Source organism: Deltaproteobacteria bacterium (assembly GCA_035063765.1).
GTDB lineage: Bacteria > Myxococcota_A > UBA9160 > UBA9160 > PR03 > CAADGG01.
On sequence record JAPSFT010000013.1, the window covers coordinates 91,683 to 112,574 of the forward strand.

Below are 20,892 nucleotides of genomic sequence, written 5' to 3' on the forward strand. Positions count from 1 at the left end.
GCGTTCGCGTCGGGCGCCCCGCGCCCGTGCTCACTCCGCGCTCGGGAAGGGATCGACGATCTCGGCCGTGCCGGCGAGCGCGGTCAGCAGGAAGTGGAGCCGCTGTGCGCGCGCCTCGGCGCTCGACTGCGGGCAGTAGTGCCCTTCGAGCGGGACCCGGTCCTGGCAGCTCGGGCCGGGCGTGATCGCGGGGTCGATCTGGAAGTACCCCGCGGTGATCCCCGGCGCGACGTTGCCGGCGAGCGGCGCCGCCACCTGCTCGAGCCCCGGCACCGTGGCCTGCACCGGCCCCACGTGCGGGATCCCGAGCTCGCGCGCCATCGCGCGCGAGGCGTTGTTGGGCACCAGCGTGTCGCCGATCCCCTCGGTCCAGATCGTGCTCGGCGGCGTCACGTCGGCGGAGCCCGCGAAGGGCAGCAGCGGCTCGCGGTACAGATGACGCAGATAGGTGTGTCCGTCCTGGGGGTCGAAGCCGGCCTGGAAGAGCGACAGCCCCACCCAGAGGTCGAGCGGGGCGAGCTGCGGCAGGAAGACCGTGATCTGGGCCAGGATCTGGTCGGCGGACTGGTGGATCAGGGTCTCGCCGAGCCGCGCGCCGCCGACGGTGGCCTCGGCGGCCAGGATCTCGGGCGCGAAGGGCAGGAAGCGCTGCGCGTTGTTCGCGCCCTCGCTGATGCCCTTGTAGAGGATCGTCGAGGGATCGATCTCGGGCTGGCCGTCGGGCCCGAGCGCCGGAGCTCCGCCCGGGCCGCGGTGGATCAGGTCGAGCGCGCCGAGGCCCTGGATCGCACGCAGGAAGTGGATCTGGTCGGCGCCGGTCTGGAGCCAGTACTGGGGCATCTTCCGGGTGATCAGCAGGTTCGCGAAGATCGCGAGCACCTGGGCCGTGATCCGCTCGTCGCTGGTGCCCGACGGGCTGAGCTCGCGGTTGAGCGTGTCCTGGAAGCCGAGCAGGGCGAAGCCGGCATCGTCGAGCTGCTCGTTGTTCGCGCCGAGCAGCTCGGTCGGCGAGCCGGGGTTGCCGTGCTGATACATCACGGGAACCACGGGGCCGTCGAGCGCCGCGAAGGGGAGCGTCATCACGAAGGGAGCCTCCGCGAAGCCGCTCGCGATCGGCTCGCCGGTCGCCGGGTCGTGCACGAACTGCACCGACCCGTCGCGATAGGCCGGCAGGCGCACCCGGCCGCGCACCTCGAGCGCGCGGTCCGGGATCAGCCGGATGCAGAAGCTGCCCGGCGTCGGACAGGGATCCGTCGCGACGTCCGGGATCACGATCGGGGAGGGCGGCCCGGCCAGCGCCTGCTCCTTCACGTGGGCGAGATCCGACACGGAAGGATGGGTGCGGACCGAGATCGAGAGCGCGAGCGCGACGTCCTCGCCGGGGATCGGCACGTCGGCGAGCCCGGCCACGACGTCGAGCGCGTCGCTCACCACCGCCCGCACGCGGGTCACCGCCAGGGGCTCGCCGTCGTGCGGGCCCGCCAGCACGCCGGCGAAGAGCGCCGACGGCTCGAAGGAGCGCCCCGGCTCGCCGGCCGCGAAGGCGCGGCGCGTGAACACCAGCGCGTAGCGGCCCTGCGCCCGCAGATCGACGGCCGGGAACAGGATCGCGGCGTTGTCGAGGCCGCCGCCCGGGCGCGGATCGCTGCGGACGAGCAGCCGGTACGGGACACGCCCTCCGTAGTCGGGGCTCGCCGGGTCCACGTCGACGAGCGCGATCGGGGCGAAGGGATCCTGCGAGGCGGGCAGGTCGGCGGGCACGAAGGAGGCGTCGAGCGGGTGCGAGAGCCCGATCACGATCGGGGTCTGGCGGCTCCAGCCGTCGGCCTGGCCGACCAGTCCCGCGAGCGCGGTGAAGGCGGCGAGCTGCCCCGGGTCCGTGAAGGGCGGGATCGGAAGGGCGACGCGCCTCCCGCTCGGCTGCGAGGCGTCGGGCTCGACCCAGAAGTCGTCGGGGAAGGGCGCGAGCGCGAGTGGATCCGCCCGGTCGTAGAGCACGCTCGCCGCGGTCCCGGAAGCCGCCGGGGCGACCGGGAAGAGGGCCTCGGCGACGCCGCCGCCCTGGGCGCGCCAGGTCGCGCGGCACGTGCTGCCCGGCGGCAGCGACGGGGTGGGATTCAGGATCAGCGAGCCGTCGGCGAGCGCGTGGGCGCTGCGCGCGACGCGCTGGCCGTCGCACTCGAGCGCGAAGCCGAAGCCGGTGAGGGCCGAGGGCTCGGCGGCTGCGGCAAGCCGGAAGCGGAGCCACGCGCCGCTCGGCACCGCGCCGGGGCCAGGCTCGATCGCGAGCACCTCCGGCGCGGCGGTCGGGGCGTCGAACACCAGACTGGTGGTGAGGCTGCCGATCATCGGGAACGGCAGTGGCCAGCGGACCGAGAGCCGGTGCGAGCCGGGCGCCGGGACCGGGATCGACCCGACGAGGCCGGGGCCGCCGGCCGTGAAGGAGCCGGTCACGTCGGCGCCGTCGAGCGCCAGCCGGACGTCGGCGGGGTCCAGGTACGACCACAGGGCGACCTCGACCGGCATGACGCCGGAAGGGGCCGGCAGGAGGAGATGGATCGGGGGACCGCAGCTCCCGGCGCCCAGCAGCGGCACCGCGAGCGCGAGTGCGAGGAGGCGGACGCGGGAGACCGGGGCAGGGCGGCGGGAGGGGGGCAACGGCAGGCTCCGGGCTCGGGAGAGCGGCCGATTCTACCATGGAGCCGGCCCGACCCGGGGTTCCCCTCCCGCGGCGGGGTGCGGCCGGGGCCGCCACGCGTCGTGGTAGGTTCGGGCGCGGCCACGGCTTGGCGTCGATCCCTCGGGCGCACGGGAAGGGAGGTCGGCGTTGGCGTACACCTCGAGCGTTCGCGTGCTCGGTCTCCCGCTCTTTGAGTACCAGGGGGGCTCGCTGGTCGAGGGCTCCTATCGGCGCGGGGTCGCCCGTGCGTGGGTGGCGGTCGGCGACGTCGCGTTCGGCGCCTTGTTCGCGGCCGGCGGCGTTGCGGTCGGAGGCGTTGCAATCGGCGGCCTGTCGCTGGGCCTCGTCGGCATCGGGGGTCTCGCGCTCGGTGGGCTTGCGCTCGGGGGCGGCGCGGCGGGCGTCTGGTCCGTCGCCGGGGCAGCGTTCGGGCTGCACGCGGCGCTGGGCGGGCTCGCGGTCGCTGGCGCCTACGCAGTGGGTGGGCTGGCGGTGGCGCGCCACGCCAATGATGCCGTGGCCGCGGAGTTCTTCCTCCGGAATCCCTTCATCCAGCTCGCGAGGAGCGCGTTGAGCTGGTCGTGGGTGCTCGTGGCGGTTCCCGCGCTCGTCGCCCTGGCGTCCCGGTGGCGGGCGCCGCGCGGATGAGGCGGGCCGGAGCGCCCGGAGCGGGCCGGCACGACGGGGCTCCTGCCCGAGCGCGCCCGTGAGCCCACCCCGGCCACGCTTCCCCGGCGCGCACCTCGCGACCCGGCGGCCGCTGGCTGATCGCAGCCACGCGCGGCAGACTCCCTCCATCCGCCGGCGCGTCCGGCCCTTGCCGCCCGGCGAAGCCAGCGCCCCCGCTGCCGCGTCCCGCGCGCCCCCTCCGCTCCGCCCGCTACGCGAAACCCGAGGGCCCGGAGGACTCCGCATGTCGATCGCCCCCCGCCTGCGCTGGTACCTCGATGCGCAAGGCGTCCGCTACGAGCTGATCCCGCATCCCCACTCGGCGAGCAGCGCGGAGACGGCGCGCGCGGCCGCGCTGCCGCTCGAGACGCTCGCGAAGCCGGTGCTGCTCGAGGACGAGCAGGGCTACGTGATGGCGCTGGTGCCCGCCTCGTGCCGGGTGGACCTGCGCAGCCTGTCGGAGCAGCTCCACCGCGAGCTCACGCTCGCAGGCGAGCGGGAGATGGCCCCGCTGTTCCACGACTGCGAGCAGGGCGCGCTGCCGGCGCTCGGGTCACCCTACCGGATCCCGACCGTGTACGACGACGCGCTCGCCGAGCTGCGCGAGGTCTGCTTCGAGGCCGGCGACCACGAGGACGTGGTGCGCATGGCAGGCGCCGAGTTCGTGCGCCTGCTGGCGGGCGCGAAGCACGGGCGCTTCAGCGTTCCGCTCTAGCGGACGGTCTCGTGCCCGCGCCGGACCTCGCCAGGACGGCGTGCGCCGCGCGCTAGAGCCAGCTCCCCACCAGCGGCTCGAGCAGCCGGATCACCGCGAACGAGACCGCACCGACCGCGAGCGCGATCCAGAGCCCCGCCGCGAGCGGGCGCAGGCCGAGGCTGCGCAGGCGTGCCAGGTGGGTACCGAGCCCGACCGACGCCATCGCGACCGTCAGGCACGCGCTCGACAGCCAGGCGGCGGCGTCGAGGCCCGCGTGCCAGGTCTCGGGAGCGAGCAGGCCGAACGGGCGTTCGCCGAGGTCGCCGAGCGTGCGCAGCGCGGTCAGCCCGACGAAGACGAACACGAAGCCGGGCAGCGCCTGGTGCCAGTCGAGCCGCCGGCCCGGCCCGTGCGCGGCGCTGCGCTGGTGGAGCAGGGCGACGCCCGGGATCACCACGAGCATGCACAGGTTGCGGACCAGCTTGGTGACGGTGGCCGTGTCGAGCGCCGCCCGCTCGCCGTACTGCTGGAGGTAGAGCAGGCCGGCGCCGGCCACCTGCGCGGTGTCGTGGATCGCGGTGCCGAGGAAGAGGCCCGCACGGGCGGCATCGCCCCCGAAGAGCGCGTGCGAGAGGAACGGGTAGGCGAGCAGCGCCAGCAGGCCGAAGACGGTGATGCAGCCGACCGCGTAGCTGGTCTCGTCGTCGTCGGCGCCGATCACCGGCGCGGTCGCGACGATCGCGGTGTTGCCGCAGATCGCGGTGCCGACCGCGATCAGCGTCGCGAGCCGGGGCGGCAGCGCGAGACGCCGGCCGACGAACGCGGCGAACGCCAGGGCGGCGGCGATGCAGGCCGCGACCACCGGCAGCGCGACGAGCCCGATCGCGCCCGCGGCACCGAGGCTGAGCTGGACGCCGAGCAGCGCGACGCCGACGCGCAGCACGCGCTTGAGCCCGAGCCGCACGCCGGCTTCGTAGACGCCCGGCAGGCCGATCGTGTTGCGGATCCCGAGGCCGAGCAGGATCGCGACCAGGATCGGGCTCACCGGGCTGCGCTCGAAGCCGAGCAACGAGGTGCCGACGCCGCGTGCGCCCGCGAACGCCGCGGCCGCGATCAGCGCGGTCAGCGCCAGCCCGGGCAGGGTCGCGCCGGCCAGCGCGAAGAGCTCGTTGGCGCGCCGTCCCGCGCTCGAGCGTGCCACCCGCTCGGCCGGGGTCTCGGCCGGATCGGTCCAGTCCGGCAGACCCTCGTAGCTGTCGATCCAGCGCGCCAGCGCCGGATTCTCGTAGGGGTTGGTCGGTGAGGGCGACGTCGTCATGCGCGGAGGGTACCCCGCGCGGGCGGTGCGCTCAGAGCACGATCTTCGCGACCAGGGCCTCGAGGGTGCCGGCGCTGCTCGCGGCCCGGTCGGTCGCCGGGTAGAGGATCCTCTCCTCCTTGCCGTTGTGGGCGTAGAGGAGGGCGGTGAGGGAGGCCAGCGGCGTCGTGTAGCCCCCCTCGCTGCCCTGCTCGAGGCGGGAGGCGATCTCCCCGAGGAGCTTGCGGATGTCGACGTGCTCGGCGCACATCACCCGGGTCGGGCCCGCGGTGACGCCGGTCAGCTCCTCGAAGGCCGGGAAGAGGATCTCCTCCTCGGCCACGATGTGCCGTTCGAGACCCTCACGGAAGGCGGTGAAGAGCGGCGTGGCGCGCGCGGGCTCGCCGGCCGCCAGCGCGCGCTTCGCGTCGGCGAGCAGGGCGTCCAGGCGGCGATGATCGCGGCCGAACAGGTCCGTCACGGTCTCGGGGGCGGCAGCGTCGGCTTCGGTCATGATCGTCTCTCTCCGGTTCGGGCGCGGGTCAGGAGCCGTGGGGGTGGGGGCGCTCGCGGCCGCCGATCGTGATCAGGAACGTGGCGTCCTCGAGCGCCTCGAGGGAGTGGACCACGTCGGGCGAGAACGCGGCCAGCGCGCCGGGCCCGATCTCGGTGCGGGCGGGCTCACGGCTCGCCGCGAAGACGACGCGCCCCGAGAGCACGACCACGCTCGCCGCCGACGGCGCCCGATGGTCGCGCATCGCAGCCCCCTTGCGCAGGGCGGCCAGCACCAGCGTGGCGTGTCCGTCGCGGGCGAGCGTCACGGCCGAGACGCCCGAGCGCTGGTACTCCTCGCGCTCGCGCAGCTCGGTGGCGAGCTGCGGCAGCGGAAAGAACGCCAGCACGCCGGCGTCGAGCTCGATGGGCCGGCTCACGGGGGATTCCCGGCGGGCCTACGCGCAGCCCCCCTCTCCGCGGCTCGGGTCACGACGCGATCCTCGCTCGAAAAGATGTGGCGATGATATATCTTCGAGGCGGTCCGGCAAGTCAGGAAGTCCGCGCGTGCAGATGACCCGCTACAGCGACTATTCGTTCCGCGTCCTGATCTACCTCGCGCTGGCACCGGGGCGCCTGGTGACGATCGCGGAGATCGCGCGGAGCTATCGGATCTCGAAGGCGCATCTCACCAAGGTCGTCCACCAGCTCGGGCGGAGTGGCTACGTCGAGACCGTCCGGGGCCGGGGCGGAGGGCTGCGGCTGGCGCGGCGGCCCGAGGAGATCGGGGTCGGCGAGGTGGTGCGCGTGACCGAAGGCAGCCTGGCCCTCGTCGAGTGCTTCGAACCGGGCGGCGACTGCCCGATCATGTCCGCGTGCGGACTGCAGCCGGTGCTGGACGAGGCGCTCGCCGCGTTCCTGGGCGTGCTCGACGGCTACACGCTGGAGGACCTGGTCGCGCGGCGGCGCGCGCCGCTCGCGCGGCTGCTGGAGGCTTCCTGAGCGATGGCCACGCTGCTCGTGCTCGCCGAGTTCCGCTGCTCCGAGGCGGGCGACGTCGAGATGCGACGGCACCTCGGGCGTACGCTCGCGGAGGTGCGCGCGGTGCCGGGCTGCCTCCAGGCCGGCGTCTGGGAGCGGCCGGCCGAGCGGCGCTACCTGTTCACGACCTTCTGGAGCGACGCCGAAGCCGTCGGCCGCTGGGTGGAGAACGAGTTCCATCGCGACATCCTGATGCCGGGCTTCCGCCGCTGGTGCACCGAGGGATCGTTCAGCGAGCTCGCGCTGGCCACCGATCACGACCGCGTGCGCAAGTGCGCCGCGTGCGGGCGCTGGACCCCCGCCCGGCCCGGCTGGTCGGAGCAGGGGCCCACGACCTGCCGGCAGTGCGGCGCGGCGCTGGCCCCCTCGTCGCCCTAGGAGGAGAGCCATGGACGTCCGGATCCGACGCGCCTACGACCCGCCCGGGCGCGGTGACGGCCAGCGCGTGCTGGTGGACCGCATCTGGCCGCGCGGGGTCACCAAGGCTGCGCTCGCGCTCGACGAGTGGCAGCGCGAGATCGCGCCCTCGAACCGCCTGCGCCAGTGGTTCGGCCACGACCCGGCCCGCTGGGAGCGCTTCGAGGAGCGCTACTTCGCCGAGCTCGACGGCAAGCCGGAGCTGGTGGACGCACTGCTGGCGCGCGCCCGCAAGCGCCGCCTCACGCTGGTCTACAGCGCGAAGGACACGGAGCACAACCAGGCCGTCGCGCTGCGCGCGTACCTCGAGAGGAGGGCGGGCCGCGGCGGGGCTAGTCCGGCTTCCCGCCGCCCACCTCGTACACCCGCACGGGATGGTGCACGCCCTTCACCTGGATCGCGCCGCGCGCGAGGCAGGGGATCTCGGACTCGACGAGCGCCCAGGTCGAGTGGCTGATCAGCACCTTTCCGGGCTCGCAGGCTGCCTGCAGGCGCGCGGCGAGGTTCACCTGCCGGCCGATCGCGGTGTAGTCCATGCGTCCCTGCGAGCCGAAGTTCCCGACGCTCGCCACGCCCGTGTTGACGCCGATCCGGATCTGGAACGGCTCCTCGATCCCCTCGCGTAGCCAGCGCGCCCGGAGCGCGCCCATGCGCTCCTGCATCGCGAGCGCCATGCGCACGGCGGCGAGCGCCTGCTCGCGATCCCCGAGCCGGGTGGGCGCGCCGAACAGCACCACGATCGCGTCGCCCACGAACTTGTCGACCGTGCCGCCGTGGTCGTCCGCGATCGCGGCCATCTCGGAGAGGTACTCGTTCAGGACACGGGCGAACTCCTCGGCCTCGACGCGGTCGGCGAGCGCGGAGAAGTCGACCACGTCGGAGAAACAGACGGTGAGCTTGCGGCGGTCGAGACGCTCGACGGTGTCGTCGCCGGCCAGGATGCGGCTCGCCACCTGGGCGGGCACGTAGCGGCTGATCAGGCGGTTGGCGCGGTCGAGCGCGTCGGCCTGTTCGCGAAGCGCCGCCTCCTGCAAGGCGATGCGGCGGCGGTAGCGGTCGATCCAGCCCGCGCCGAGGCTCGAGCCGAGGACGCCGCCGCCGAGCGAGAGCAGGCCCTGGTCCCAGGCCGCCGGGTAGCGGCCGCCGGCCGCGAGCACCAGCGCGTAGGCGGCGAGCGCCGCGAGGCCGAGCGCGGTCTGGAAGCCGGCACCCCAGGGAATCAGGATCGCGGCGCCGAGCACGACCAGCAGGAAGGTCGCGATCGGGAGCGTGCCCGGCCGCGCCTGCCAGTCGTGGAGCGCGCTCGCCACGCACCACGCCATCAGCGTCGCGAGCGCGATCCAGGCGCTGGCCGGATGGCGCGGGTGCCGGCCCATCGCGAGCCAGCCGCCGGCGAAGGCGCCGAGCATCAGCACCAGCGTCGCGGCGAGCCACGGCTGCGCCGCGGGGTGCGAGCGCCACTCGCCGAGCGCGAACGCGACGTAGCCGGCCACCAGCAGCGAGAAGCCGAAGCGCCAGGTACGCGCCGTGAGCCGCCCCGTGTCCTCGTACCACGACGCCGGCAGCGCGCGTTCGGGGACAGTCCCGGCGATTCGGCGATTCTCCACCGTGGTCATCACACCTCGCCGGGAATCGCCGAATCGCCGGGACTGTCCCCGAACGCGCGGCGGATGCGGGCGATGGCTTCGTCGACGCGGGCGCGGTCGTTGAAGGCGGAGAGGCGCAGGTAGCCCTCGCCGGAGGGGCCGAAGCCGGCGCCGGGCGTGCCCACCACGTGGGCGCGGGCGAGCAGCTCGTCGAAGAACCCCCACGAGGTCCTCCCGGCCGGCACGCGCATCCAGACGTAGGGCGCGTGCTCGCCGCCGAAGACGCGGAAGCCGGCTCCCCCGAGCCCCTCGCGCAGCCGGCGCGCGTTCTCCATGTAGTAGGCCACCTGCTCGGCGGTCTGCTTGCGGCCCTCGGGTGCGTGCACCGCTTCGGCGGCGCGCTGCACGGGATAGGGCACCCCGTTGAACTTCGTGCTCTGGCGCCGTGCCCACAGCTCGCGCAGCGGGACGCGCGTGCCCTCCGCCGTCGTGCCGGTGCACTCGTGCGGCACGACGGTGTAGGCGCAGCGCAGCCCGGTGAAGCCCGCGCGCTTGCTGTAGCTGCGCATCTCGATCGCGCAGGCGCGCGCGCCCTCGATCTCGTAGATCGAGCGCGGCAGCCGCGGGTCCTGGATGTAGGCGTCGTAGGCGGCGTCGAAGACCAGCACCGCGTCGTGGGCGCGCGCCCAGGCCACCCAGCGCGCGAGCTGCTCGCGGCCCGCCACCGCGCCGGTCGGGTTGTTGGGCGAGCACAGGTAGGCGACGTCGGCCGGCTCGGCCGGCGGGTCCGGCACGAAGCCGTTGGCCTCGGTCGCCGCCAGGTAGCGGATGCCGCCGTAGTAGCCGCGCTCGTCGGCCGGGCCGGTACGGCCGGCCATCACGTTGCTGTCGACGTAGACGGGGTACACCGGATCGGTCACGAGCAGGCGGCAGTCCTGGCCGAAGAGCTCCTGGAGGTTCGCGCTGTCCTGCTTGGAGCCGTCGGAGACGAAGAGCTCGTCGCGCGCGAGGGTCACCCCGCGCGGCGCGTAGTCGCCCTCGCGGATCGCGTCGAGCAGGAAGTCGTAGCCCTGGTCGGGCGCGTAGCCGTGCACGCCGGCGGCCGTGCCCATCTCCTCGATCGCCCGCCGCGCGGCCTCGACGACGGCCGGCACCAGGGGCAGCGTCACGTCGCCGATCCCGAGCCGGATGATGCCCGCCTCGGGGTGCGCGTCGGTGAAGGCCTTCACGCGCCGGCCGATCTCGGGGAACAGGTAGCCGGCAGCGAGCTTGCGGTAGTGCTCGTTGATGCGTGCCATGGCGGGAGACTCTAGCGGGGCGAAGCTGGCTGCGGAGGCAGCAGGACCCCGGGATTCAGCACGCCCGCCGGGTCGAGCGCCCGCTTGGCGGCCGCGAGCGCGCGGGCGAAGCCGTCGGGACGCTCGCGGTCGTACCAGGGCCGGTGATCGCGGCCCACCGCGTGGTGATGGGTGATCGTGCCGCCCTGCCGGGAGATGGCGTCACCGGCCGCGGTCTTGATCGCGTCCCACTGCTCGAGCTCGCTGCCGCGCCGGCCCGGTGCCAGCACGGTGTAGTAGGGCGCCGGGCCGTCCGGGTAGGCGTGCGTGAAGCGGCAGGCGATCGTGCCGCCGCCGCAGACCTCGTCGAGCGCGCGCCCGACAGCCTCGCGCACCCCCGCGTCGAAGGCCGCGAAGCGGTCCCACGGGATCGCGGTCTCGAAGGTCTCCGAGACGACCGAGGCGCGCGCCAGCAGGTCGCGCAGGTAGGGCGCGTTCAGGAAGGCGCTGCGCCAGGCGCCGGCGGCACCCTCGCGCGCGCCCGCGGCCCCGCTTGCGGCGAAGCGCGGCTCGCCTTCGGGCAGGACGCCACCGGCGTCGCGCACGAGCTCCACCGCGCGCGCCATCCAGGCCTCGAGCGGGTGGTCGGCCGACTCGAAGGCGACGAGCAGGACCGCGACCGTGCCGTCGCCGGCGCCCGAGGTCGCCGCCTCGCGCGGGTCGAGGAGCCGGCAGTTCGCGGGATGGAGGCCCGCCTGCGCGAGCGCGCGCACCGCGCCGGCGCCGCGCGCGAAGCCGTCCTCGCCCGGGAAGCGCGCCGCCGCCGAGGCGCGGAAGCGCGGGCGGTCCTGGAGCCGCATCCAGGCCTCGGTGACGACGCCGAGCGCCCCTTCCGAGCCGATGAAGAGCCGGTTCGGGTCGGGCCCCGCCCCCGAGCCCGGCAGCCGCCGGCTCGCCACGACGCCGTCCGGCGTCACCACGCGCAGCGACTCCACGAACTCGTCGACGTGGGTGTAGAGGGTCGCGTAGTGGCCGCCCGAGCGGGTCGCGATCCAGCCCCCGAGCGACGAGAACTCGAAGGACTGGGGGTAGTGGCGGAGGGTCAGCCCGTGGGGCCGGAGCTGGTCCTCGAGCGCGGGGCCGAGCACGCCGCCCTGGATCCGGGCCGCACGCGAGACGCGGTCGATCTCGAGGACGCGGTCGAGGCGCCCGAGGTCGAGCGAGAGCGTCGCCGTGTACCCGGGCCCGACGGCGGGCTCGACGCCGCCCACCACCGAGGAGCCGCCGCCGTAGGGGATCACGGCAACCCGCGCTCCACTCGCCCAGTCGAGCAGCGCCGCGACGTCGCTCTCGTCGCGCGGGAAGGCGACCAGGTCGGGCGCCGGCGCGAAGTCGCGGCGCAGCGCGCGCACGATGTCCCGGTAGCTCTTGCCGTAGGTGTGGGCGAGCCGGTCGTAGGGCGCGTCGGAGACGAGCGCGGCGAGCGGCCCCGGCGCCCTCACGCGCGGCGCACGCAGCGCGATCTCCTCGACGCGCGGCGGCGCGAGCAGCTCGCCCGCGCCGAAGCGCTCGGCGAGCGAGCGCGCGATGCCGCGCTCCTGGTCGGGCGTGGGGCCGCCGTCCTCGTAGCCCCAGCCCCAGAACTTGCGGCGGCGCGCGGGGGAGGTCACCAGCCTCCCTTCGCCGGCGCGAGCAGCTCCAGCACCGCGCGGTGCGGCTCCGGCTTCCCGTCGGGGTGCAGGGGCTGGATGCACACGTGGTCCGCGCCGGCCTCGAAGTGCTCCTGCACGCGCCGGCGGAGCGCGTCCTCGTCGCCCCAGGCCACGATCGCGTCGACCAGCCGGTCGCTGCCGCCCCCGGCGAAGTCGGCGTCGCCGAAGCCCAGCCACTTCAGGTTGTTCTGGTAGTTGGGCAGACCCGCGTAGATCGCCATGTTGGCGCGCGCCACGGCGCGCGCCTTCGCCGGGTCCGTGCACAGGAGCACCTTCTGCTCGGGGGCGAGGATCCTGTCCTTGCCGAGGATCGCGCGCGCGCGGGCGGTGTGCTCGGGCGTCACGAAGTAGGGATGTGCGCCCTGGGCCCGCTCGGCCGCGAGCGCCAGCATCTTCGGGCGCAGCGCCGCCAGCAGGATCGGCACCGGTGCCGGCGGGGGGACGGCGCGGTAGAGCGCCTGGTCCATCGCGTCGAGGTAGCCGCGCATCGTGGTGACCGGCTTGCCGTACGCGTGGCCGCGCACCTTCGTCACCAGGTGCGCGTGGCTCACCCCGATGCCGAGCACGAAGCGGCCGCCGCTCAGCTCGCCGGTGGTCTGGGCCAGCGCCTTCATCGTCATCGCGTCGCGCGCGTAGAGGTTGGCGATCCCGGTCGCGAAGACGAGCTGCTTCGCGTGCGCCGCCATCCAGGTGATCGTGACGAAGGGGTCGCGCCCGACCGCCTCGGGCAGCCACAGGGCCGTGTAGCCCCAGGTCTCGAGGTCGCGCGCGAAGGCGGCGGCCTGCGGGGCCGGCAGCATGTCGACCCAGGTCCAGACCCCCACGCGTCCCAGCACGCTCATCGCGCTCTCCTCCCCGGGCGGCGCCGGCCCAGGGTATCGTCGGCGAGGAGGGCCGGCGATCCACCTCCCGGTGCGGCGGATCGCGTCGCCGCAGCGGCGGCCGGGCGGTATCCTGCGCCGGCGTGAAGGCGACCCTCCCGATCGAAGCGCGGCTGGCCACGCGGCGGACGCGGGAGGCCGCGCGCCAGGGGCGGACCGCTGTCGGAGCGGGTCGAGAGGGCGTGATCGCCTGCACGACGCCCCCATCGGGCCCCGATGCGCGAGCACGCCGTCCGCGCCTTCCATCCCATCCCCGGCATCGCGGTCCTCGATCCCGGCACGGACCCGCAAGGAGCATCCTGATGTCGCTGCGAACGTCCTGGCTCCCCCTTGCGCTCCTGGGGTTCGCTGCTCCCGCGCCGGCGGTCACGATCGACTGGGTCGCAGTAGGCAACCCAGGCAACGCGCCCGACGCCGCCGTGAACTGCGACGGCGCGGCGGACTGCGGCTCGGTCCCCTACACGTTCGTGATCTCCCGGACCGAGGTGACGAACGCCCAGTACGCCGAGTTCCTGAACGCGGTGGCGGCCTCCGACCCGAACGGGCTCTACGACCCGGCGATGGGCAGCAGCGGCCGCGGCGGCATCACGCGCAGCGGGAGCGACGGCAGCTACAGCTACGCGATCCGCCCGGGGGCCGGCAACAAGCCGGTCGTCTTCGTCTCCTTCCCCGACGCCATGCGCTTCGCCAACTGGCTCGACAACGGCCAGCCGTCCGGCGCGCAGGGCCCCGCCACGACCGAGGACGGCTCGTACGCGATCACGCCCGGGGGCCTCGCGGCCAACTCGATCACGCGCAAGCCCGGGACCGGCGTCGTCGTGCCGAACGAGAACGAGTGGTACAAGGCGGCCTACCACAGCCCGGGCGGGGTCTACTTCGACTTCCCGACGGGCTCCGACGCGGCGCCGTCCTCCGACCCGCCGCCGGGTGGTGCGGGCTCGGCGAACTTCTTCGACCTCACGGGCGGCTATGCCGTCACCGGCTCGACACAGTTCGTGGATTCGTTCGACTACCTGACCGACGCCGGCGCCTACGCGAGCGCGAGCAGCCCGTACGGGACCTTCGACCAGGGGGGCAACGCGGTCGAGTGGACCGAGACGATCGTGGATGGGGGTGGCTTCCGGCGCGCGCGCGGCGGGAGCTGGGGCTTCCCCGTGACGAACCTGGCCGCCTCGGCAGGAACCCTCGCCGAGGCGCCCGACAGCGCGGACGACGAGCTCGGCTTCCGCGTCGCGGTCTCGGTGCCCGAGCCGGGGAGCACGAGTGCCGCGCTCGCCGCGCTCCTCGCGCTCGGCGCGGGCGCCGCCGCACGCAGGCGGCGCCGAGCGCCGTAGAGGCGGCCGCCGCGACGAGCCTGCGTGGTCTTGCGTGGGATGGCCTGGGAGCGATCCACGCGCGGGAGGCGACCGGTGCGGCGCCCGTCCGGCGCGGCCGTTAGCTTCTGCGCCCGCCATGGCCGACGCCCGCGACCTCGCTCGCCGCACGCTCTCCGAGCACGATTCGAAGGAGCTGCTCGCGGCCTTCGGCCTCCCCTTCGCCCGCGAGCGCCTGGTCCCCGATCCCGCTGCGGCGGTGCCGGCCGCCCAGGCGCTCGGCCTCCCGGTCGTCGTGAAGCTGTGCGGCGACGGGATCGCGCACAAGACCGAGCGCGACCTCGTGCGCCTCGACCTCGTGTCCGCCGGCGCCGTCGAGCGCGCCGCCGGCGAGCTGTGGGCGAAGCGGCGCGCCGGGGACGGCGAGGTGGCGCTGCTGGTCGCCGAGATGGTGCGCGGGCGGCGCGAGCTGATCGCGGGGCTGGTGCGCGACCCGCAGTTCGGGCCCTGCGTGGTGCTCGGCCTCGGCGGGATCCTGACCGAGGCGCTGCGCGACGTGGTGTTCGCGCTGGCGCCGCTCACCCACGCCGAGGCGCGGCGCATGGCCTGCGGCCTGCGCGCGAGCCACCTCCTGACGAAGCCTTTCCGCGGCGAGCCGGCCGCCGATCTCGACGCGCTCGCCGAGGTGCTGGTGGGCCTCGGGCGGCTCGCCGCCGAACGGCCGGACGTCGCGTCGGTGGACGTGAACCCCCTGATCGTGCGCGCGGACGGCAAGCCCATCGCCGTCGACGCGCTCGTCGAGCTCCACGCCGCCCCGGCTTCCGAAGCTCGGCCAGCGCGCCGGGCCGCTGGCCTCGAGGACCGGCGGCGCGGCGCCCCCGAGCCGCTCTCCGACGCCGATCTCCTGGAGCGCTTCCGCCCGCTCTTCCACCCGCGCGGGATCGTCGTGGCGGGCGCCTCGACGCATCCGGGCAAGTTCGGCTTCGTGACGCTCCACAACCTGCGCGCCTTCGGCTACCGCGGCGAGCTCTTCCCGGTGAACCGCGAAGGCGCGGAGATCCTGGGCGAGCCCTCGCTGCGCGACGTCGCCGAGGTGCCGGCCGGGCGCGCCGACCTCGTCTTCGTGTGCACCCCCGCGGCGGCCAACGTGGCGCTCCTGCGCGCGTGCGCGAAGGTGGGCGTGCGGGCGGCCTTCGTGGCGAGCGGCGGCTACCGCGAGACGGGCGCGGAGGGACGCGCGCTCGAGGACGAGCTGGTCGCGACCGCCGACGAGCTCGGAATCGTGCTGGCCGGCCCGAACGGGCAGGGCGTCGTCTCGACGCCGGTCTCGATGTGCGCGCAGATCGTGGCGCCCTATCCGCCGCCCGGCGGGATCTCGGTGGTGAGCCAGAGCGGCAACCTGCTCTCCGCCTTCCTCGACTACGCGGTGCAGACCGGGGTCGGCGTCGCGAAGGCGATCTCGGCCGGCAACTCGGCCCAGACCGGGCTCGCCGACTACCTCGAGTACTTCGCGGCGGACCCCGAGACGAAGGTGGTGCTGGCCTACCTCGAGGGCGTCGGCGACGGGCGCCGCCTCGCCGACGCCGTGCGCCGGCTCGGCGCGCGCAAGCCGCTGGTGGTGCTGAAGGGCGGCGCCGCCGCCGAGGGCCAGCGGGCCGCGCTCTCGCACACCGGCTCGCTCGCGAGCGACGACCGCGTCTTCGACGGCCTGTGCCGCCAGCTCGGGGTCCTGCGCGCGCCGACCGTCGAGGAGGGCTTCGAGTGGGCGGCGACGCTCGCGACGCAGCCGGTCCCGCGCGGCCGGCGCACGGTCGTGTTCACGACCGTCGGCGGCTGGGGCGTGCTCACGGCCGATGCCTGCGCCGCGGCCGGGCTCGAGCTCGTGGCGCTCCCCGACGACCTGCGGCGGGCCATCGACGGCATGGTCCCGGCGCGCTGGAGCCGCAGCAACCCGATCGACCTCGCGGGCGGCGAGACGCGCGACACGGTGCCGCAGGTGCTCGACCTCCTGTGCGCACACCCGGAGGTGGACGCCGTGATCCACCTCGGCCTCGGGATCCAGGCCGCCACGGCGAACCTGTTCCGCCAGGGCCCCTTCTGGCCCGAACACGGGCTCGCGCGGATCGCCGAGTACCACGAGCGCCAGGAGCGGCGCTTCGCCGAGGCCGCGCGCGACGCGAGCGAGCGGCACGGCAAGCCCGTCCTCTCCGCCACCGAGCTCGTCCACTGCGACCGCGCCTACGGCAACGCCGGCCCGCTCGCGGTGCGCGAGAGCGGCCGTGTCTGCTACCCGAGCGCCCACCGCGCGGTCGCGGCGCTGCGCGCGCTCGTGGCCTGGGGCGAGCACCGGGAGCGCGCGGCGCGGGAGGCCGGGGCGGAGGAGGGCCCCGGCAGCGCGCCGCTCGGCCGGGAGCCGCGGACCCGCGCGGGGAGCCCCGAAGAGCGGGGGGCCTGAGGGCCTCCGCTCCGCTCCGCGAGCTGCGCCCGATCGCCGGGCTCCCCGGCCGCCGCCGGCTTCCGGCAAGCGGCGCGCAGGGCTCGGAGCCTGTGAAGGAATCGGCGACCGAGCAGCGCGCCGTCGCCGGTAGGCCAGATGCAAGGCGCGACGACGAGTCCAATCGAGATCGGACGAGGAGGAGCAACGCAGCAGAGGGCCTGCCGCCGCAGGCGATGCGACCGAGCCGATTTCCTCACAGGCTCTCAGTCCTCGCCGGAGCCCTCGGCCCAGGCGTCGAGCCGCTCCATCGTGTCGGCGTACTCCTGCGCCATCTCCTCGATCACGCGGCGGGCGGGACGGATGTGCTTCATCGATCCGACGACCTGGCCCACGAAGTAGTTGATGAGCTGCTCGGCGCCGGGCGACTTGTGCGCGCTGCGGGCGATGCGCAGCTGCGCCTCGCGCACGAGCCGGGGCTGGAGCGGCATGGGCAGCGGCGGCGTCGGGTTCGCGGGATCGTCCCAGGCCTCGGTCCAGGCGGTGCGGAGCTGGCGCGCGGGCTTGCCGGTGACGGAGCGCGAGCGCACGGTGTCGCGCGAGGAGGCGCGCAGGAACTTCTCCTTCACCACCGGGTGCGTCTCGGCCTCCTCGGTGGTGAGCCAGACCGAGCCGGTCCACACGCCCTGCGCGCCGAGCGCGAGGGCCGCAGTCAGCTGGCGCCCGTTGGCGATCCCGCCCGCGGCGAGCACCGGCACCGGCGCGACCGCGTCGACGACCTCGGGCACCAGCACCAGGGTGGAGATCTCGCCGGTGTGCCCGCCGGCCTCGTAGCCCTGCGCGACCACGAGGTCGACGCCGGCCTCGACGTGGCGCATCGCGTGCTCCACGGTGCCGGCCAGCGCGGCCACCTTCACGCCCTTGGCGCGCGCCTGCTCGATCATGTCCGCGGGCGGCGGGCCGAGGGCGCTCGCGATCAGGCGGATCCGGTGGCGGAAGCACAGGTCGAGCACGTCGCGCTGCCGCTCGAAGCCGACGCCGAGCTCGCCTCCCACCGGCGTGCCCGGCGGGAGCGGCGGCACGCCGTGCTTCTCGAGCAGCCCGTCGAGGAAGCGGCGGTGCGCCTCGGGGATCCGCGCGTCGAGCTGCGCGACGTCGAAGCCGCCCTCCTGGCTGCCGACGAACTTCACCGGCAGGAGCAGGTCGACGCCGTAGGGCCGGTCGCCCACCTGCTTCTCGATCCACTCGAGCTCGATCGCGAGCTCCTCGAGCGAGCGCCCGGCCACGCCGAGCACGCCGAGGCCCCCGGCGTTGCTGACCGCGGCCACCACGTCGCGGCAGTGGGTGAAGGCGAAGATGGGAAACTCGAGGCCGAGCTCCGCAGCGAGCTTCGTGCGCATCGGCGTCTTGCTCCTCCAGGGCTCAGCGCCCGCGGAAGGTGGGCTGGCGCTTCTCGAGGAAGGCGCGCACGCCCTCCTGGGTGTCCTCGCTCACGAGGTTCACGCTCTGCGCGGCCGCCTCGGCGTCGAGCGCCTCCGAGAGCCCGAGCGCGAAGGCATTCGAGAGCAGCTTCTTGGAGAGCTGGAGCGCGAGCGGCGCGCTGCTCGCCAGCCGCTCGGCCCAGTCCGCGACGAAGGCGTCGAGCAGGGCGTCGGGAACCACCCGGTTCACGAGGCCGATGCGCTCCGCCTCGCGCGCGGAGAGGATGTCGGCGAAGAACGCGAGCTCCTTGGCCTTGTGCATGCCGACCAGGCGCGGCAGGAGCCAGCTCCCGCCGAAGTCGAGCGAGAGGCCGCGGCGCGCGAAGATCTCGGAGAAGCGTGCGCTCTCGCCCGCGACCACGAGGTCGCAGCCGAGCGCCAGGTTCATGCCGGCGCCCACCGCGTCGCCGTTCACCTTGGCGATGCTGGGCTTGCCGAGCTCGTGGAGCGCGATCGCGGCGGCGTTCACCGGGACCATGGCGTGGAGCGGGTGGGCCGGCTGCCCGGGAGCGGCCACGCCGCCCAGGTCCGCTCCCGCGCAGAACGAGTTGCCCGCGCCGGTGATCACCAGCACCCGATCGCTCGCGGTGTGCGCCACCTCCTGGAGCAGCCGCCGCAGCTCGTCCCACATCCCCCGCCCGAAGGCGTTCTTCCTTTGGGGCCGGTTCAGCGTGATCGTGACCACGCCGCTCGCGCTTCGCTCGAGCAGGATGTCGCTCAACGGGGGGCTCGCTCGCCGGGAGGCGCCGGCACTGGTAATACGGATCGCCTCACGTTACCCCGGATGCCGAGCCTTCGTCAATCGCTCCCGCCGTCGCGGACGCCCCCGCGCGCCCGGCGTCCCGCCGCGGGCTCAGCGCACCGCTGGCGCGCCGAGCAGCGGCTGGAGCTGCGGCACCTGCGAGGCCGCCGACCAGCCCGCCATGCCCGCCGTCCACACGAGCGTGTCGGCGCGCAGTGCGCCCGCCTCCGCGAAGCGCGCGAGCTGCTCGATCGTGAAGGGCCCCGTCGCCTGCCCCGCTTGCACCAGGTGCCAGGCCGGCGGCGGGGGCGGGGGCGGGGGCGCCTGGGGCAGGACGCCCGGGACCAGGCCCGGCATCATGCGGCCGGCCACCGCCATGCCCATGCCGGCGCCCAGGCCCGCACCCGCCAGGCCGCCGGCCGGGTTCGCGGCCGCGGCCGGCATCGAGGCGCCGATCTGGTAGGCCTGGTAGGCGGCCAGGTCCTCGAGCACGCGCATCGAGCTGCGCGAGTCGAGCGCCTTCTCCACCTCCTCGGGCACCGAGACGTTCACGATCCAGAGCTGCGGGATGTCGAGCCCGTACTCGTCGTCGACCCGCTCGAGCACCATCGTGCGCAGCTTCTCGGAGAGCTCGCGGTAGTTCGCGGCCAGGTCCACGACCGAGAGGTCGGCGTTGGCCACGAGGTCCGCGAAGGCGTTGGTGACGATCGAACGCAGCAGGACGGCGATCTCCTCGGCTTCCACGATCGCGTCGGTGCCCACCAGCTCCTCGAGGAGCCGCTTCGGGTCCGACGCGCGCAGCGTGTAGGTGCCGAAGGCGCGCACCCGGATCGGCCCGAAGTCGGGGTCGCGGATCGGGACGGGGTTGGGGGTTCCCCACTTGCAGTCCGCGATCTGGCGGGTGCTGACGAAGTAGACCTCGGCCTTGAACGGCGAATCGAAGCCGTACTTCCAGCCGGCCAGCGTGGAGAGGACCGGCAGGTTCTTCGTCTCGAGCCGGAACTGCCCGGGGCCGAACACGTCGGCCACCTTGCCCTGGTGCACGAACACGGCCTGCTGGCCGGGGCGTACGATCAGCTGGGCGCCGTACTTGATCTGGTTGTGGTAGCGCGGGAAGCGCCACACGAGCGTGTGGCGGCTGTCGTCCACCCACTCGACGATGTCGATCAGCTCCGCCCGCAGCTTCTCGAAGAGTCCCATGTCGTCTCCTTCCCCGCGCGCGGTGCGCCCGCGCGCTACTTGAAGAGCTTGCCCAGCACGCCGAGCAGCAGCTCCACGCTGCCGCCGGCGGTCGAGACCTGCCCGGTCCAGACGCCGCGCTGCTCGGCCTTCTGGCGCTCGCGCTCGAGCTCGTTCTCCACCGCCACCAGCGCGCGCGCCTGCTCGTAGCTCATCGTGCCGTGGCTCGAGAGGCCGGCGCCGGTGCCCGCCTCGCGCAGCCCCCCGCCGGCGATGAAGCTCGCGATCTGCTCGAGCTCGTCCTTGTCGAGCCAGGTGCCGTGCGCGCCACACCAGTCGACGATCACGCCCGAGCGCTTGCCGAAGTTCTTGCGCTGCATGCGATGGCCGCAGCGCGGGCACGAGCGGTAGGCGAAGTGCACCGCCACCCGGCGCGGCCGGGCGGCCGGCGCGGCGCCGGTCGCGGCGCGCTCGCGGGCGGCGTCGACGGCGCGCGCGATCAGCGCGTCGAGGCGCTCGCCGGGCACCCAGAGGCCGTTGCACTTGCTGCACTCGCGCACCCAGACGCCGCCCACCCCGCGCACCGCCATCGGCTCCTGGCCTTCGCAGGTGGGGCAGTGGGGTGGGTCCTCCTGCTCCTCGGGCAGCGGCTCGGGCAGGAAGGCGACGCCGCAGCCGGTGCAGAAGCGCGCCGTCTCGGTGTTGCGCGCGTAGCACTCCGGGCAGATCAGCGAGAGCGAGCGCGCGTCGCGGACGACCGCGGCCTGGCAGTACTCGCAGGTCTCGGCGCCGTCGGCCAGGATCGCGCCGCAGGCGCCGCAGCGCTGGATGCGCGCGTCCTGCCCCGGCAGCGCCTCGTTGCGGACCGCCTGCCCGCAGCGGCACGCGAGCACCGGCTCCTCGACGGCGCTGACGTCGTACTGGGCGTGGCAGCTCTTGCAGGCGACGAGGCGCACGGATCTCCCGGCCGCGGGGGGCTCGGGGGGAGGATCGG

At 74.7% G+C, this 20,892-nt stretch carries 18 protein-coding genes and 1 pseudogene; 7 read left to right on the forward strand and 12 right to left on the reverse strand.

The window, feature by feature from the left end; genetic code table 11:
* Positions 1-30: 30 nt before the first annotated feature.
* Positions 31-2,658, reverse strand: a complete 2,628-nt coding sequence (locus tag OZ948_11775; protein MEB2345410.1) for a hypothetical protein — start codon at positions 2,656-2,658, stop codon at positions 31-33.
* A gap of 169 nt (positions 2,659-2,827) precedes the next feature.
* Between OZ948_11775 and OZ948_11780 the strand changes: the two genes are divergently transcribed.
* Complete coding sequence (locus tag OZ948_11780) at positions 2,828-3,328, forward strand: hypothetical protein (protein ID MEB2345411.1); 501 nt, start codon at positions 2,828-2,830, stop codon at positions 3,326-3,328.
* A gap of 265 nt (positions 3,329-3,593) precedes the next feature.
* Positions 3,594-4,064: a YbaK/EbsC family protein gene (locus OZ948_11785; protein ID MEB2345412.1), complete on the forward strand. Its 471-nt coding sequence runs from the start codon at positions 3,594-3,596 to the stop codon at positions 4,062-4,064.
* A gap of 52 nt (positions 4,065-4,116) precedes the next feature.
* On the opposite strand, the gene OZ948_11790 is transcribed toward OZ948_11785, so the two are convergent.
* The 3 genes from OZ948_11790 to OZ948_11800 are packed head-to-tail and all read right to left on the reverse strand — an operon-like array spanning position 4,117 to position 6,275.
* Complete coding sequence (locus tag OZ948_11790) at positions 4,117-5,364, reverse strand: putative sulfate exporter family transporter (protein MEB2345413.1); 1,248 nt, start codon at positions 5,362-5,364, stop codon at positions 4,117-4,119.
* A 31-nt stretch (positions 5,365-5,395) separates the two neighbouring features.
* Complete coding sequence (locus tag OZ948_11795) at positions 5,396-5,857, reverse strand: hemerythrin domain-containing protein (GenBank protein ID MEB2345414.1); 462 nt, start codon at positions 5,855-5,857, stop codon at positions 5,396-5,398.
* Positions 5,858-5,885: 28 nt separating this feature from the next.
* Positions 5,886-6,275: a hypothetical protein gene (locus tag OZ948_11800; protein MEB2345415.1), complete on the reverse strand. Its 390-nt coding sequence runs from the start codon at positions 6,273-6,275 to the stop codon at positions 5,886-5,888.
* A gap of 127 nt (positions 6,276-6,402) precedes the next feature.
* On the opposite strand from OZ948_11800, the gene OZ948_11805 reads away from it, so the two are divergent.
* The 3 genes and pseudogenes from OZ948_11805 to OZ948_11815 all read left to right on the forward strand — a co-directional run bounded on the left by OZ948_11805 (position 6,403) and on the right by OZ948_11815 (position 7,609).
* Positions 6,403-6,837 (forward strand): Rrf2 family transcriptional regulator, encoded by a 435-nt coding sequence (locus tag OZ948_11805; protein MEB2345416.1) that lies wholly within the window; start codon positions 6,403-6,405, stop codon positions 6,835-6,837.
* Between the two features lie 3 nt (positions 6,838-6,840).
* On the forward strand, positions 6,841-7,254 hold the full coding sequence (locus OZ948_11810; GenBank protein ID MEB2345417.1) for an antibiotic biosynthesis monooxygenase: 414 nt from the start codon (positions 6,841-6,843) through the stop codon (positions 7,252-7,254).
* 10 nt (positions 7,255-7,264) lie between these two features.
* Positions 7,265-7,609: pseudogene (locus OZ948_11815) on the forward strand (DUF488 family protein).
* Between the two features lie 16 nt (positions 7,610-7,625).
* Here the strand turns inward: OZ948_11815 and OZ948_11820 are convergent.
* From OZ948_11820 to OZ948_11835, 4 genes are read right to left on the reverse strand one after another with little or no spacing between them, the layout of a single operon-like run.
* A complete protein-coding gene (locus tag OZ948_11820; GenBank protein MEB2345418.1) occupies positions 7,626-8,900 on the reverse strand; it encodes an adenylate/guanylate cyclase domain-containing protein in 1,275 nt (424 codons plus the stop codon).
* 8 nt (positions 8,901-8,908) lie between these two features.
* Complete coding sequence (locus tag OZ948_11825; protein MEB2345419.1) at positions 8,909-10,177, reverse strand: LL-diaminopimelate aminotransferase; 1,269 nt, start codon at positions 10,175-10,177, stop codon at positions 8,909-8,911.
* Positions 10,178-10,188: 11 nt separating this feature from the next.
* Positions 10,189-11,826 carry an FAD-binding oxidoreductase gene (locus OZ948_11830; protein MEB2345420.1) on the reverse strand — a complete coding sequence of 546 codons (1,638 nt, stop codon included), beginning with the start codon at positions 11,824-11,826 and terminating at the stop codon, positions 10,189-10,191.
* Complete coding sequence (locus OZ948_11835) at positions 11,823-12,710, reverse strand: TIGR03620 family F420-dependent LLM class oxidoreductase (GenBank protein MEB2345421.1); 888 nt, start codon at positions 12,708-12,710, stop codon at positions 11,823-11,825. Before OZ948_11835 ends, OZ948_11830 begins: the two co-directional genes overlap by 4 nt.
* Before the next feature lie 341 nt (positions 12,711-13,051).
* Between OZ948_11835 and OZ948_11840 the strand changes: the two genes are divergently transcribed.
* Entirely contained in the window at positions 13,052-14,083 is a 1,032-nt protein-coding gene (locus OZ948_11840; protein MEB2345422.1) for an SUMF1/EgtB/PvdO family nonheme iron enzyme, read from the forward strand.
* A 118-nt stretch (positions 14,084-14,201) separates the two neighbouring features.
* Positions 14,202-16,517 carry an acetate--CoA ligase family protein gene (locus tag OZ948_11845; GenBank protein ID MEB2345423.1) on the forward strand — a complete coding sequence of 772 codons (2,316 nt, stop codon included), beginning with the start codon at positions 14,202-14,204 and terminating at the stop codon, positions 16,515-16,517.
* A 245-nt stretch (positions 16,518-16,762) separates the two neighbouring features.
* Here OZ948_11845 and OZ948_11850 read toward each other — a convergent pair whose 3' ends face one another.
* From OZ948_11850 to OZ948_11865, 4 genes are all read right to left on the reverse strand, one after another.
* Positions 16,763-17,896, reverse strand: a complete 1,134-nt coding sequence (locus OZ948_11850) for a nitronate monooxygenase family protein (GenBank protein MEB2345424.1) — start codon at positions 17,894-17,896, stop codon at positions 16,763-16,765.
* Positions 17,897-17,918: 22 nt separating this feature from the next.
* The gene (locus tag OZ948_11855; protein ID MEB2345425.1) at positions 17,919-18,698 is read right to left on the reverse strand and encodes an enoyl-CoA hydratase-related protein; all 780 of its coding nucleotides are present in this window, start codon (positions 18,696-18,698) and stop codon (positions 17,919-17,921) included.
* 132 nt (positions 18,699-18,830) lie between these two features.
* Entirely contained in the window at positions 18,831-19,919 is a 1,089-nt protein-coding gene (locus tag OZ948_11860; protein MEB2345426.1) for an SPFH domain-containing protein, read from the reverse strand.
* Positions 19,920-19,954: 35 nt separating this feature from the next.
* The gene (locus OZ948_11865) at positions 19,955-20,854 is read right to left on the reverse strand and encodes a zf-TFIIB domain-containing protein (protein ID MEB2345427.1); all 900 of its coding nucleotides are present in this window, start codon (positions 20,852-20,854) and stop codon (positions 19,955-19,957) included.
* Positions 20,855-20,892: the final 38 nt, after the last annotated feature.

Bases quoted from the DNA above. Each gene is read 5' to 3' on its own strand.
- OZ948_11785 (MEB2345412.1), top strand. From the start codon at position 3,594: ATGTCGATCGCCCCCCGCCTGCGCTGGTACCTCGATGCGCAAGGCGTC.
- OZ948_11790 (MEB2345413.1), bottom strand. From the start codon at position 5,364: ATGACGACGTCGCCCTCACCGACCAACCCCTACGAGAATCCGGCGCTG.
- OZ948_11795 (MEB2345414.1), bottom strand. From the start codon at position 5,857: ATGACCGAAGCCGACGCTGCCGCCCCCGAGACCGTGACGGACCTGTTC.
- OZ948_11810 (MEB2345417.1), top strand. From the start codon at position 6,841: ATGGCCACGCTGCTCGTGCTCGCCGAGTTCCGCTGCTCCGAGGCGGGC.
- OZ948_11825 (MEB2345419.1), bottom strand. From the start codon at position 10,177: ATGGCACGCATCAACGAGCACTACCGCAAGCTCGCTGCCGGCTACCTG.
- OZ948_11835 (MEB2345421.1), bottom strand. From the start codon at position 12,710: ATGAGCGTGCTGGGACGCGTGGGGGTCTGGACCTGGGTCGACATGCTG.
- OZ948_11840 (MEB2345422.1), top strand. From the start codon at position 13,052: ATGTCGCTGCGAACGTCCTGGCTCCCCCTTGCGCTCCTGGGGTTCGCT.
- OZ948_11845 (MEB2345423.1), top strand. From the start codon at position 14,202: ATGGCCGACGCCCGCGACCTCGCTCGCCGCACGCTCTCCGAGCACGAT.
- OZ948_11850 (MEB2345424.1), bottom strand. From the start codon at position 17,896: ATGCGCACGAAGCTCGCTGCGGAGCTCGGCCTCGAGTTTCCCATCTTC.
- OZ948_11860 (MEB2345426.1), bottom strand. From the start codon at position 19,919: ATGGGACTCTTCGAGAAGCTGCGGGCGGAGCTGATCGACATCGTCGAG.